Raw genomic sequence first — 12,746 nt, forward strand, 5'->3', positions numbered from 1 at the left:
AAGAGTTACGGCGGCCATAGCGAGAGGGAAACACCCGGTCCCATCCCGAACCCGGAAGTTAAGCCTCTCAGCGCCGATGGTACTGCGATCGCGAGGTCGTGGGAGAGTAGGACGCCGCCGGACATACACTCCGTAGGGGCCACCGCAAGGTGGCCCCTACGTGCATTTTCAGAGAGGAACGACCAGACGTGGCTCACGAGCGCTCCGGCAACCAGAAGCCCGGTCGAGGCGGCCGTCCGTCGGCAGGAGGCAGCTCCTCGGGAGCACCCCGAGGACGCGGCGGTGCCGGCGGCTCCAAGCCGAGCAGCAAGGGCGGCCGTGATGGCCAGGCGCGTGACGGTCAGGCCCGTCGCGGCGCCGACCAGCGCGGCGGGGAGCGGCGCAGCGACGGCCGCGGACCCTCGCGCGGAGGTCCTCGCGACCGGGGTGCTCGTGACGAGCGTGGCCCCCGGACCGCCGACCAGGCCGTCTACGACGGTCCGGAGCTGCCGGAGGACATCACCGGCAAGGAGCTCGATCGCGCCGTGGCCAACCAGCTCAAGGGTCTGCCCGAGAAGCTGGCCGCCCGCGTCGCCCGTCACCTGGTGGCCGCCGGGCAGTTGGTGGACGAGGACCCCGAGACCGCCTACCAGCACACCCTCGCCGCACGCGCCCGCGCCCCGCGGCTCGCAGTCGTGCGCGAGGCCGCCGGCGAGGCGGCGTACGCAGCCGGGCACTACGCCGAGGCGCTCGCGGACCTGCGCGCGGCGAAGCGGATGAACGGCGCCACCGACTACCTGCCGATCATGGCCGACTGCCACCGGGCGCTCGGTCAGCCCGAGCAGGCCGTGAAGCTGGCCCACAGCCCGTCGGTGGCCAACTTCGCCTCGCCGGCGAAGGCAGAGATGACGATCGTCGAGGCCGGGGCGCGACGTGACATGGGGCAGCTCGACGCGGCGCTGCGCGTCCTGGAGCAGGCGCCGCTGATGTCCAAGAGCCGCGAGTCCTGGGTGGTGCGGCTGCGCTACGCCTACGCCGACACCCTCGAGGCCGCGGGTCGTGCGACGGAGGCGCTCATGTGGTTCCACCGCACGGACGCGATCGACGCCGACGAGCTGACCGATGCCGCCGCTCGTGCGGCGGTGCTGGAGAAGGCCCAGGACCAGTCGGGCGCCTGAGCCCGACCGCGCCTGACGTGTCCGCGGCGCACGCGGTGGGCGGTCAGGACGCGGTGGGGGGCACGATCGCCACCACGGCACGCGTGCCCGCCGGACTGGTCCCGACCTGCAGCCCGCTGCGGAAGGTCAGCGACACCCGGCCGACGTAGGCGGCACCCGCCTCCTGCCCGATCACCCGGACTACCAGGGAGTCCCCGGGGCGCAGCTGCTGCCCGGTCGGGTCGACCAGGTCGGAGCAGAAGGGGGCGGCGTCCGAGGTGACGCTGACCGAGCCACCCCGGCACAGCAGGGGCACGACCTCGACCGGGACGGTGGCCTCGGTGCGCACGTGCACGCCTCCGAGGCGCAGGGTGCGGTCGACCTCGCTGCCGGAGACCATCCCGACGTACACCGCGCGACCCGGCGTGGTCACCGCGGTCACATGTCCCTCACGCACCGGCAGGTCGCCGGGGTGGGTCGCCCACCAGGACACGGTGACCAGGAGCACCGCCGTGGCGGCCAGGCCGACGACGACGCCGCGCCAGCGGCTCCGGGCGACGCCCAGCGAGGGGGCCGGACCCGCGGCACGCTCCCGGTCAGCGGGGGAGTCGTCGGGCTCGGCCATGCAGGCAGCGTAGGGCCACCCCACCCCCGGGAGTCTTGACCGCTCGGGGGGCGGGCGGCTTGACTGCGCGGACCGCACCCACCCGTGGCATCGGGGTCACGGCTGAGGCGAGCGGGGACGGAGGAGCCGTGCTGAGGTTCTCTGGTGCCGGGGTCAGCGACGTCGGTCGTCGTCGCAGCCACAACGAGGACGCGGCCTACCTCGCTCCCTACGTCGCCGTCGTCGCGGACGGGGTCGGTGGAGCGGCGGCCGGCGAGGTCGCCTCCGCGACCGCGGCGTACGTCGTCGCGGCCACCGCCCTGGCGCGCTTCGGCGCGCCGCCGGGGATCGTCGTGCGGGAGGCCGTCGCCGAGGCGCTGGCGTCGCTGCAGGCAGGGGTGGCGCAGGACGAGAGCCGCCAGGGGATGGCCACCACGCTCACCTGCGTCGCCACGGACGGCAGCACGGTCGCGCTGGCCCACGTCGGGGACTCGCGGGCCTACCTCTGGCGCGACCAGAGCCTCGCGCGGATCACCCGCGACCACACCTACGTCCAGCAGCTGGTGGAGGACGGCACGATCTCCGCCGAGGACGCGCTGGCCCACCCATGGCGCCACGTCGTGATGCGCTCCCTCCACTCCAGCGCCGAGGTCCCGCCGGAGTCGGTGGCTGCAGACGTGGTGCTGCTCGACCTGGCCCCGGGCGACCGGCTGCTGCTGTGCAGCGACGGTGTCAGCGACCTGGTGCCGCAGCGTCGGATCGCCGAGGTCCTGCGGCTGGGGATGCCCGGCGCCGCTGCGGCGGTCCTCGTGCAGCACGCGCTCGAGGCAGGGGGACGTGACAACGCCACGGCCGTGGTGCTCGACGTCGAGGACGGACCTCGGGTGGTCGGCACCGGCACGGCGCTGGGCGCGCTGACCGACCTCGCCAACATCGTGGATCCGGCCAGCGTGCACCTGTAGGTGGGGGGTCGTGAGCCCTGCCACACTACGCAGCGTGAAGGACGTGAAGAGGCCCGCGCTGGAGGGCAACGTCGCGGTGCGCGACGGTCGACGGCTCAGCTTCGCCGAGTACGGCAGCCCGCGGGGGCCGGCGATCGTGTGGATGCACGGCACCCCCGGTGCGCGTCGGCAGATCCCGCTCGAGGCGAGGGCGTACGCCGAGGAGCACGGGCTCCGGATCATCGGCATCGACCGGCCCGGGATCGGTTCCTCCACGCCACACCTCTACCCGAACCTCGTGGACTGGACCGCGGACCTCGTGCTGCTGCTCGACGCCCTGGCGGTGGACACCGTCCGGCTCGTCGGGCTGTCCGGGGGAGGCCCGTACGTCCTGGCGGCGGGCGCTGCGCTGCCGGAGCGGGTCGAGGGCGTGGCCGTCCTCGGCGGTGTCGCTCCGGTGCTGGGTCCCGACGCTGCCACCGGCGGGATCATCCAGCTCGCCCGCTGGCTCTCGCCGCTGCTGCGGGCCGGCCGGGTCCCGATCGGCGTGGCCCTGACCCAGCTGATCCGCCTGGCGCGCCCCGTGGCCGGCCCCGGCCTGGACCTCTACGCCGCGGTGCAGCCCCCGGGGGACAAGAACCTCCTGGCCCGCCCGGAGTTCAAGGCGATGTTCCTCGACGACCTGCTCAACGGCAGCCGCTTCCAGACCAGCGCGCCCATCCACGACCTGATCCTCTTCACCCGCGACTGGGGCTTCGCCCTGGCCGACGTGCGGGTGCCGGTGCGGTGGTGGCACGGCGACGACGACCACATCGTGCCCTTCCACCACGGCGCCCACGTCGTGGACCGGTTGCCCGACGCGACCATGCACGTCATCGACGGCGAGAGCCACCTCGGCGGTCTGGGCATCGCCGAGGAGGTGCTGTCGACCGTCATGTCGCTGCAGGGTGTGGCCCGGTCCTGAACGCCGGTCCTGATCGCCGCCCTGAGCGCCGCGCCGGGCCCGGCACTGGTGCTCAGCAGCCTCATCCGTCACAATGGGCACCGGAACCACCACAACTGCACAGCCACGACCGTGCTGACCTGACGTCCGGGTCATCTCGACGGCGAGCCCGCTGGGGAAGGCGTAGCTCGCGCCGGAGATGAAGGAGGTCCAGGTGACCACGACGACTACTGCCACCCGTGCCGCCACGAGGGGCGTCCTCTACGTGCACTCAGCGCCGTCGGCGCTGTGCCCGCACGTGGAGTGGGCCGTCGGCGGCGTCCTCGGTGCGCCCGTGCACCTGGAGTGGACCCCGCAGCCCGCGCAGACCGGCGCCTACCGTGCCGAGCTCTCGTGGACCGGTGCCGTCGGCACCGCGGCCGACGTCGCGTCGGCGCTGCGCGGCTGGAACCACCTCCGCTTCGAGATCACCGAGGAGCCCACGTCCGGCTCGGAGGGCAGCAGGTACTCCTACACCCCCGAGCTCGGTGTCTTCCACGCCGTCACCGGCCTGCACGGCGACATCATGATCCCCGAGGACCGGCTCAAGGCCGCCGTGGTCAAGGCCGCCCTCGGCGACGTGACGCTGCTGCACGAGATCGACAAGCTGCTCGGCAAGCCGTGGGACGACGAGCTGGAGACCTTCCGGCACGCCGGCGACGGCGCGCCGGTGCGCTGGCTGCACCACGTCGTGTGAGCCACGCGCGGCAGCGCGTCGGTCTCAGCCCAGCCGCAGGCTGAACCTGGTGGGGTCGATCCAGCCGTCGAAGGTGTCGAAGCCCACCTTGTAGGTGAACTTGCCGCGCAGGCGGAACTTCCCCGGCACGGTGTTCTCGCGGCAGAAGCGGAACCGGTCCTTGCCCCGCTTGGGGTCCGCGCCGTCCAGGAGGCCGCTGGAAGCAATCGTCTCGCCGCGTCGGTCGACCAGGAAGGTCTCCAGCGCCCAGGTGTCGGCGTCCTCGGGCGGGGTGATCTTGTAGCGGTAGCGGTAGTTGGCGCAGCCCTCCTTGAGGGTGCCGTCACCGCGGAAGGTCTTCGCGAACTCGGCGAACGGATGGTCCTTGGCGGCCCCGGCGGGGCTCACCGGCGCCAGTGCGAGGGCGAGCACCAGCCCGAGCAGGGCCGTGGCGACGGCGACGGGGGCGAGCATCCGCCGGGTGGCCGGCTGGTGCGTCGTCATGGAGGACCTCCCTGTGATGGACGTCATCACAACGTCGCACACGGGTCCCAGGTTACGCACATGCCCGTCCGCTCCGCGGTCAGGAGGGCGGGCTACAGCGGGATGTTGCCGTGGTGGCCACGGCGCACGCCCTGGGACTGGACCGCCTCGTCGATGGCCCTGGCGATGGCGCTCCGGGTCAGCGCCGGGTCCACGACCTCGTCGACGACGCCGATCTCGACCGCCCGCTCGACGCCGCCGGCGATCCGCTCGTGCTCGGCGGCCAGCTCGGCCTCCACCTGGGGCCTGATCTCGGGGGAGACCTCAGCCAGGCGGCGCCGGTGCAGGATCCGGATCGCGGCCACCGCGCCCATGACCGCAACCTCCGCGCCGGGCCAGGCCAGCACGCGAGTGGCACCGAGCGAGCGGGCGTTCATGGCGATGTAGGCGCCGCCGTACGTCTTGCGGGTCACGAGGGTGACGCGGGGGACCACGCACTCCCCGAAGGCGTGCAGGAGCTTGGCGCCGCGGCGGACCACGCCGTCCCACTCCTGGCCGACGCCGGGCAGGTAGCCCGGGACGTCGACGAGCACGACGAGCGGGATGCCGAAGGCGTCGCACATGCGGACGAAGCGGCTGGCCTTCTCCGCCGACATCGAGTCCAGGCACCCGCCCAGGCGCAGCGGGTTGTTGGCGACGACCCCGACGGTGCGCCCGCCGAGACGGCCCAGCGCGGTGACGATGTTGGGGGCCCACCGGGCGTGCAGCTCCTCGACGGTGCCCTCGTCCAGCAGCTGCTCGACGAGGGGGTGCACGTCGTAGGCGCGCTTGCGCGACTCCGGCAGCAGTGCACCGAGGTCGCGGTCCTCGACGTCGGCGACCTGGAGGCTGCCCTGCGCGGCGAGCAAGGTGGCGAGCGAGCGGGCCCGCTCGAGCGCCTCCGCCTCGGACTCGGTGAGGACGTGCACGACGCCGGAGCGGCGTCCGTGCGGCTCGGGGCCGCCGAGCCGGCGCATGTCGACGTCCTCGCCCGTGACCGAGCGGACCACGTCGGGCCCGGTCACGAAGATCCGGCCCTCCGGGCCGAGGATGACGACGTCGGTGAGCGCGGGGCCGTACGCCGCGCCGCCGGCCGCGGGGCCGAGCACGACCGAGACCTGCGGCACCCGGCCGGAGGCCTGCGTCATGACCTGGAATATCCGCCCCACGGCGTGGAGGCTGAGCACGCCCTCGGCGAGGCGGGCACCGCCGGAGTGCCAGAGCCCGATGATCGGGACTCGGTCGGTCAGGGCGCGGTGGTAGGCGTCCACGACGACCCGGCAGCCCAGGTCGCCCATCGCACCGCCCATGACGGTCGGGTCGGAGCAGAACGCGACGACCGGGGTGCCGGAGACGGTGCCGACGGCCGCGAGCATGCCCGAGTCGTCGACGGGGGAGATCAGCTCGAGCGAGCCGGGGTCCAGCAGCGCGGCGAGGCGCTGCAGCGGGTGCCGCGGGTCCTCCTCGCGAGCGGAGGGTGCGGTGCCGGCCGGGCGGGGCCGCGGCACGACCTGGGTGTCGACGCTCATCAGATGCTCCCGAAGGCCACGGCGACGTTGGCGCCGCCGAAGCCGAAGCTGTTGTTGAGGGCCACGATGTCGCCCAGCGGCAGGTCGCGCTGCTTGGTGGCGATGTCCAGCTCGACGCGCGGGTCCTGGTCGTCGAGGTTGATCGTGGGCGGGCTGGTGCGGTGGTGGACCGCGAGCACGGTGGCGACGGCCTCGAGCGCGCCGGCACCGCCGAGCAGGTGGCCGGTCATCGACTTGGTCGAGGTGACCACCACGTCGGTGGCGTGCGAGCCGAGCGTGGCGTGGAGCATCAGGCCCTCGGCGACGTCGCCCTGCGGGGTCGAGGTCGCATGGGCGTTGACGTGCGCCACGTCCGCGGGGTCGATGCCGCCCTCGCGCAGGGCCCGGGCGATCGCCCGGGTGCCGCCGCGCCCCTCGGGGTCGGGCTGGGCGATGTCGTGGGAGTCGGCGGTGACCGCGGCACCGAGCACCGTGGCGTAGATGCGCGCCCCCCGGGCCCGGGCGTGCTCCTCGGTCTCCAGCACCAGGGCACCGGAGCCCTCGCCGAGGACGAAGCCGTCCCGGGCGGTGTCCCAGGGCCGGGAGACCGTCGTCGGGTCCCCGCCCTCCGGGCCGCTGGCCGTCTTCGACAGCGCCATCATGTTGGCGAACGCCGCGATGTTGAGGGGATGGATCGCCGCCTCGGTGCCGCCGACCACGACCACGTCGGCACGGCCCAGGCGCAGCTGGTCCAGGCCGAGCGCGATCGCCTCGTTGCCGGACGCGCAGGCGCTGACCGGGGTGGAGGCGAAGGCCCGCGCCCCGACGTGCAGGCTGACCTGCGCGGCGGGGGCGTTGGGCATGAGCATGGGGACCGCGAGCGGGGAGACCCGGCGCGGGCCCTTCGCCAGCAGCGTGTCGTAGTTGTCCAGCAGGGTGGTGACCCCGCCGATGCCGGAGGCGAAGGCCACCCCGACGCGGTCGCCGTCGAGCCCGCCCTCGCCCACCGCGCCGTCCAGCCCGGCGTCGGTCCAGGCCTGCATGGCCGCGACCATCGCGAGCTGTGAGGAGCGGTCCAGGCGGCGGGCCTGGACCCGCTCGAGCACCTCGGTGGGCTCGACGGCCGCCCGTCCGGCGATCCGGACGGGCAGGTCGGCGGCCCACTCCTCGGTGAGCGCCCGGATGCCCGAGCGCCCCGCGAGCAGGGCCTCCCAGGTGGAGGGCACGTCGCCCCCGACGGGCGAGGTGGCCCCGAGGCCGGTGACGACGACGCGCGTGGAGGACATCAGGAGGCGGCGCGCTCGATGTAGGCCACGGCGTCGCCGACGGTCTTGAGGTTCTTGACCTCGTCGTCGGGGATGGAGACGCCGAACTTCTCCTCGGCCGCGACGACGACCTCGACCATGGACAGCGAGTCGACGTCCAGGTCGTCGACGAAGGACTTGTCCAGCTGCACGTCGTCGGTGTCGACGCCGGCGACCTCGTTGACGATCTCGGCGAGGTCGGAGCGGATCTCTTCGGTGGTGGCCATGCGTGGGTCCTCTTCTGGTGGTGGGTGGTGACGGGTTCTGCTGCGGGTGGTGCGGTCCCGGACCGGACTGGTCAGGGGACGACGACGACCTGGGCGGCGTACGCCAGGCCGGCGCCGAAGGCGATGAGCAGCGCGGTGTCGCCGGGACGGGCGTCGCCCTCGGCGATCATCCGGTCCAGCGCGAGCGGGATCGAGGCTGCGGAGGTGTTGCCCTGGTCGACGATGTCGCGGGCGATGCGCACGGTGTCGGGCAGGCGCATGGAGCGGGCCATGGCGTCGGTGATGCGCATGTTGGCCTGGTGGGGGACGAAGCAGTCGAGGTCCTCCACGCCCAGCCCGGCGCGGTCCAGCGCCTGCAGGCCGACCTTGGCCATCGTGAACGACGCCCACCGGAAGACCGCGCTGCCCTGCATCACCAGGTGCGGCATCCGGGGGCTGTCGGAGGCCAGGACGTCGCGCCAGTCCTCGCGGCTGCGGATGAGGTCGAACTGCTCGCCGTCGGAGCCCCAGACGACCGGGCCGATGCCCGGGGTGTCGGCCGGACCGACCACGGCGGCGCCCGCGCCGTCGGCGAAGATGAAGGCGGTGCCGCGGTCGGTCGGGTCGGTCATCTCCGAGAGCCGCTCAACCCCGACCACGAGCACGTGGCGGGCGCTGCCGCCGCGCACCAGGTCCGAGGCCAGGGCGATGCCGTGGCAGAAGCCGGCGCACGCGGCCGAGACGTCGTACGCCGCTGCGCCGTCGGTGCCGAGCTCGTGGGCGACCGCCGTGGCCAGTGCCGGGGTCTGCAGCAGGTGGCTGACGGTGGCCACGATGACGCAGTCGACCTGTCGGGCGTCCAGGCCCGCACGCTCGAGCGCCTGGCGACCGGCGGAGACCGCCATGACCTGCACCGTCTCCTCGGGCGTGGCCCAGCGCCGGCTCTCGATGCCGGAGCGCTGGCGGATCCACTCGTCGGAGGAGTCGATGCCGGCGACGACCTCGCTGTTGGGCACGACCCGGCCGGGGCGGTGGGCGCCGATGCCGAGCAGGCGCGCGTGGGCGGCGCCGCGATGGTCGCGCAGACCCGTGGCGGGGACGGGCATCAGGCAGCGCCCTCGGGGTGCAGCCGCAGCAGCGGCTGGCCGGGGGAGACCAGGTCGCCGTCCTCGACCAGCCACTCCACGACCTGGCCGCCGTGGGCGGCGGTCACCGAGACGGTGTCGCGCAGGCTGGCCACACCGCCGATCGGGGCGCCGGCGGGCAGCACGTCGCTGTCGGCGGCCTCGGCGTCGAGGTGGAAGGTGCCCTTGGCGGGCGAGACCACCATCCGCCAGGTCGGGGAGGTCTCCATGCCGGCCGACTCGCCGTGCCGCTCGCAGAACGCGCGGGCGTCGTCGAGCTGGTCGGGGTGCTTGAGGGCGAAGGTCTCCACCCCCGGGAGCTGGCGCTTGAGGATGCCGGTCAGCGTCCCGGCGGGCGGCATCTCGAGCACCCCGGTGACGCCGAGGTCGGCCATCGTCTCCATGCACAGGTCCCAGCGCACGGGGGCGGCGATCTGGCCGACGATGCGCCGCAGCACCTCGCGGCCGTCGTGGACCACGCGGCCGTCGCGGTTGGAGATGACCCGGGTGCGTGGGTCGTGGACCGAGACCGAGCGGGCGAGCGCGCCGAGGTGGTCGACGGCCGGTGCCATGTGGTGGGTGTGGAAGGCGCCGGCGACCGCGAGCGGCATCAGCCGCGCCTTCGCGGGCGGGTCGGCCTGGAGCGCCGCGAGCTGCTCCAAGGTGCCGGCCGCCACGACCTGCCCGGGGCCGTTGTCGTTGGCGGGGGTGAGCCCGTGCCGCTCCAGGCTGCCGAGCACCTCGTCGCGGTCCCCGCCCAGGAGGGCGGTCATGCCGGTGGGGGTGGCGGCGGCGGCCCGGGCCATCGCCAGGCCGCGCTCGCGGACCAGGACCATCGCCTGCTCGGCCGTGATCGCCCGGGCACCGGCCGCGGCGGCGATCTCGCCCACGCTGTGGCCGGCGACGGCGCCGATCCGCTCGAAGGCGTCGGCGGGGTGCGGGAAGAGCTGGAGGGCGGCCACCAGGCCGGTGGCGACCAGCAGCGGCTGGGCCACCTCGGTGGCGCGGATGGTCTCGGCGTCGGAGGTCGTGCCGTGCTCGACGAGGTCGAGACCGGCGACGGTGGAGAGCCAGCGGAAGCGGGCCTCGAAGGCGGGATCCTCCAGCCAGGGCACGAGCATGCCGGGGGTCTGGGCCCCCTGGCCGGGGGCGACGATGACGAGCACGTGCTCCACTCTGCCTGGTGGGAGGTCCACGAATCGCGCGGGACCTGCACGAAGTTCCAGGCCGCGTAGTTGTGGGGTTCCTACAACGAGTGCCGGTCAGGCCCCGGCGCCGTCGGACGGGCCCGCGGCGTCGTCAGCGGCCTCGGCGGCCTGCGTGGGACGCAGGGGTACGTCGGGGCGCACGCGTCCGGACTGGCGCCCCAGCACCAGGGCCAGCTGCAGCACCAGGCCGCCGCGCGGGGTGATCGGGTCGTGGCCCGTGAGCTCGGTGATGCGCCGCAGCCGGTAGCGGACGGTGTTGGCGTGCACGAACAGCGCACGGGCGGCCGCCTCGATCGAGCGCGCGCCCTCCAGGTAGGCGTGCAGGGTCTCCACCGCGCCGCTGGAGCCGAGCAGCGGGAGGTAGACCTCCTCCACCAGGTGCCGGCGGGCGTGTCCGTCACCGCCCAGCACCCGCTCGGGCAGCAGCTCGTCGGCGAGGACCGGCCGCGGCGCGTCCGGCCAGCCCGCGGACGTGCGGAGCGCGGTCTGGGCCGCGCGGGCGGAGTGCTGGGCCTGCGCGAGGTCGGAGACGACCGGGCCTACGACGACGGGTGCGCGCTCGTCGAAGGAGGCCAGCAGGGCGGTGGCCGCGGAGCGGGGGTCGGTGACCCCGCCGAGCAGCAGCACCAGGCGGTCGCCCTGGGCGGCGCACAGCGCGTCCAGGCCCTGGGCACGTGCCAGGTGGCGGGCCTGGTCGAAGACGTCGGCCTCCGAGCGGCTGGCCGGCAGGTGGCCGATCACGACCGCGACGTCGCCGCGGGACTGCCAGCCCAGGGCACTGGCGCGGGAGAGCAGGGTCTCGTCGGTCTCCGAGCGGAGTACGGCGTCGACGACGAGGGCCTCCAACCGGGCGTCCCAGGCGCCGCGGGACTCCGCCGCCCGCGCGTAGACCTCCGCGGTGGCGAAGGCGACCTCGCGGGCGTAGCGCAGGATGGCGGCGTGGACGGCGTCGGCGTCCTCGCCCTCGAGCACCTCGTCGACCGAGGCCTCGACCACGTCGATGGTCAACCGCACCAGGTCCACGGTCTGCTGCAGCGTGATGACACCCGTCAGGGCCCGCGGCGCCGCCCCGAACACCGAGGCCGCGAGCTCGGTGCCGCCCTCGGGTCCGCCGGAGGCGTGGGCGGCGTCGGCGCCCGCGGCGTACCACTCCACGAAGCCCTGGACGCCCGCCTGGACGATCAGTCCCACCCACGAGCGGTCCTCGGCGCTCAGCTCGCGGAACCACGGGAGCTGCTCGTCCATGCCGGCGGTGGCCAGCGTGCTCAGCGCCCCCGCGGAGCGGCGCAGCCGGCGGGCCGCCGAGGCACGGGGGGACTGGGGGGTGCGCGGCACGTCGCCACGGTAGGACATCGCCGCCGACCGGCAGACCTGCCCCGAGCGGCCGCCGGGGCCCGCTGTGGTGCGCCCAGGGCGCTCCCGCGACCTGACACCGACGGGTGAGAGAAGGTCAAGATTGGGTGAATCCCCTTACCTGCAAGGGAAATCTAGGCAACAGTTGCCCCACGCAACCGTGGCCGACCGGCAGCTGCCGGCTGGTGGCGGACCGTGAGACGCGAGGAGGATGCGGTGCCGAGCACCCGCCACGAGGTCCAGTACCTCACGATCCACAGCCACCGTCGCGCCTTCGTGAAGGTGGGCACGGGCCCGGCGCTGCTGCTCCTGCACGGGCTCGGCTGCAACCACACGACGTGGGAGCCGGTCATCGACGACCTCGCCAAGCGGTTCACGGTCATCGCCCCGGACCTCCTGGGCCACGGCCTCTCGGACAAGCCCCGCGCCGACTACAGCGTCGGCGGCTACGCCAACGGCGTGCGCGACCTGCTCACCGTGCTCGGGATCGACAAGGTCACCGTGGTGGGCCACAGCTTCGGCGGCGGAGTGGCGATGCAGTTCGCCTACCAGTTCCCCGAGCGCACCGAGCGGCTGGTGCTGGTCGCCTCCGGCGGCCTCGGCCCCGAGGTCAGCCCCGCCATCCGTGCGATCACCACCCCCGGCTTCCACCAGGCCATGGGCGTCGCGACGCTGCCCGGCATCCGGCACGCCACCGTCGCCGGGATGCGGGCGCTCTCCGGGCTGCCGCTGCGCGACACCCGCGACCTCGCCGAGGTCGCGGAGATCTACGACTCCTTCAAGGACCCCGCTGCCCGCCACGCCATCCGGCACGTCGTGCGGGCCGTCGTGGACTGGAAGGGCCAGATCGTCACGATGGCCGACCGCGCCTACCTCACCCAGGCCATGCCCATGTGCGTGGTGTGGGGCCGCGAGGACCGGGTGATCCCGGTCAGCCACGCAGCCAACGCCGCGGCGCTGGCCCCCGACGCTCGGGTCGAGATCATCCCCAACAGCGGCCACTTCCCGCACAAGGACCACCCGCAGCGCTTCGCCAAGATCGTCACCGACTTCGTGCGCAGCACCCAGCCCGCGACGTACTCGCGGGCCAGGTGGCGCCAGCTGCTGCGCACCGGGCACGTGCCGGACGTCGCCGTCGTCGCGCCGCTCGAGGCAGTGACGCCGGGAGCCTGAGGCCCCCGG

At 74.1% G+C, this 12,746-nt stretch carries 13 protein-coding genes and 1 rRNA gene; 6 read left to right on the forward strand and 8 right to left on the reverse strand.

Going from position 1 to position 12,746, the window contains the following annotated elements; genetic code table 11:
* Positions 1-6: 6 nt before the first annotated feature.
* Together rrf and ACYVID_RS14365 are read left to right on the forward strand one after the other, a co-directional pair.
* Positions 7-123 (forward strand): 5S ribosomal RNA (gene rrf, locus ACYVID_RS14360).
* A 65-nt stretch (positions 124-188) separates the two neighbouring features.
* Positions 189-1,157 carry a tetratricopeptide repeat protein gene (locus tag ACYVID_RS14365; RefSeq protein ID WP_460738172.1) on the forward strand — a complete coding sequence of 323 codons (969 nt, stop codon included), beginning with the start codon at positions 189-191 and terminating at the stop codon, positions 1,155-1,157.
* Between the two features lie 43 nt (positions 1,158-1,200).
* Here ACYVID_RS14365 and ACYVID_RS14370 read toward each other — a convergent pair whose 3' ends face one another.
* Complete coding sequence (locus ACYVID_RS14370) at positions 1,201-1,761, reverse strand: hypothetical protein (RefSeq protein WP_460738174.1); 561 nt, start codon at positions 1,759-1,761, stop codon at positions 1,201-1,203.
* Between the two features lie 128 nt (positions 1,762-1,889).
* On the opposite strand from ACYVID_RS14370, the gene ACYVID_RS14375 reads away from it, so the two are divergent.
* From ACYVID_RS14375 to ACYVID_RS14385, 3 genes are all read left to right on the forward strand, one after another.
* A complete protein-coding gene (locus ACYVID_RS14375) occupies positions 1,890-2,702 on the forward strand; it encodes a PP2C family protein-serine/threonine phosphatase (protein ID WP_460738176.1) in 813 nt (270 codons plus the stop codon).
* A 34-nt stretch (positions 2,703-2,736) separates the two neighbouring features.
* Entirely contained in the window at positions 2,737-3,645 is a 909-nt protein-coding gene (locus ACYVID_RS14380; protein WP_460738178.1) for an alpha/beta fold hydrolase, read from the forward strand.
* A gap of 193 nt (positions 3,646-3,838) precedes the next feature.
* A complete protein-coding gene (locus ACYVID_RS14385) occupies positions 3,839-4,360 on the forward strand; it encodes a DUF3145 domain-containing protein (RefSeq protein ID WP_460738180.1) in 522 nt (173 codons plus the stop codon).
* A gap of 24 nt (positions 4,361-4,384) precedes the next feature.
* On the opposite strand, the gene ACYVID_RS14390 is transcribed toward ACYVID_RS14385, so the two are convergent.
* The 7 genes from ACYVID_RS14390 to ACYVID_RS14420 all read right to left on the reverse strand — a co-directional run bounded on the left by ACYVID_RS14390 (position 4,385) and on the right by ACYVID_RS14420 (position 11,546).
* Positions 4,385-4,843, reverse strand: coding sequence for a hypothetical protein (locus ACYVID_RS14390; protein ID WP_460738182.1), 459 nt, complete (start codon positions 4,841-4,843; stop codon positions 4,385-4,387).
* A 92-nt stretch (positions 4,844-4,935) separates the two neighbouring features.
* On the reverse strand, positions 4,936-6,390 hold the full coding sequence (locus ACYVID_RS14395) for an acyl-CoA carboxylase subunit beta (protein ID WP_460738184.1): 1,455 nt from the start codon (positions 6,388-6,390) through the stop codon (positions 4,936-4,938).
* Entirely contained in the window at positions 6,390-7,655 is a 1,266-nt protein-coding gene (locus ACYVID_RS14400; protein WP_460738186.1) for a beta-ketoacyl-[acyl-carrier-protein] synthase family protein, read from the reverse strand. Before ACYVID_RS14400 ends, ACYVID_RS14395 begins: the two co-directional genes overlap by 1 nt.
* Positions 7,655-7,900: an acyl carrier protein gene (locus ACYVID_RS14405; RefSeq protein WP_460738188.1), complete on the reverse strand. Its 246-nt coding sequence runs from the start codon at positions 7,898-7,900 to the stop codon at positions 7,655-7,657. The genes ACYVID_RS14400 and ACYVID_RS14405 overlap by 1 nt, the downstream gene beginning before the upstream one ends.
* Positions 7,901-7,971: 71 nt before the next feature.
* Entirely contained in the window at positions 7,972-8,985 is a 1,014-nt protein-coding gene (locus ACYVID_RS14410; protein ID WP_460738190.1) for a beta-ketoacyl-ACP synthase III, read from the reverse strand.
* A complete protein-coding gene (locus ACYVID_RS14415; RefSeq protein ID WP_460738192.1) occupies positions 8,985-10,169 on the reverse strand; it encodes an acyltransferase domain-containing protein in 1,185 nt (394 codons plus the stop codon). The genes ACYVID_RS14410 and ACYVID_RS14415 overlap by 1 nt, the downstream gene beginning before the upstream one ends.
* Positions 10,170-10,265: 96 nt before the next feature.
* Positions 10,266-11,546 (reverse strand): PucR family transcriptional regulator, encoded by a 1,281-nt coding sequence (locus ACYVID_RS14420; protein WP_460738194.1) that lies wholly within the window; start codon positions 11,544-11,546, stop codon positions 10,266-10,268.
* Positions 11,547-11,780: 234 nt separating this feature from the next.
* On the opposite strand from ACYVID_RS14420, the gene ACYVID_RS14425 reads away from it, so the two are divergent.
* Positions 11,781-12,737 (forward strand): alpha/beta fold hydrolase, encoded by a 957-nt coding sequence (locus tag ACYVID_RS14425; RefSeq protein WP_460738196.1) that lies wholly within the window; start codon positions 11,781-11,783, stop codon positions 12,735-12,737.
* The last annotated feature ends 9 nt before the right edge of the window (positions 12,738-12,746 follow it).

It is taken from the genome of Nocardioides ginkgobilobae, from assembly GCF_054781275.1.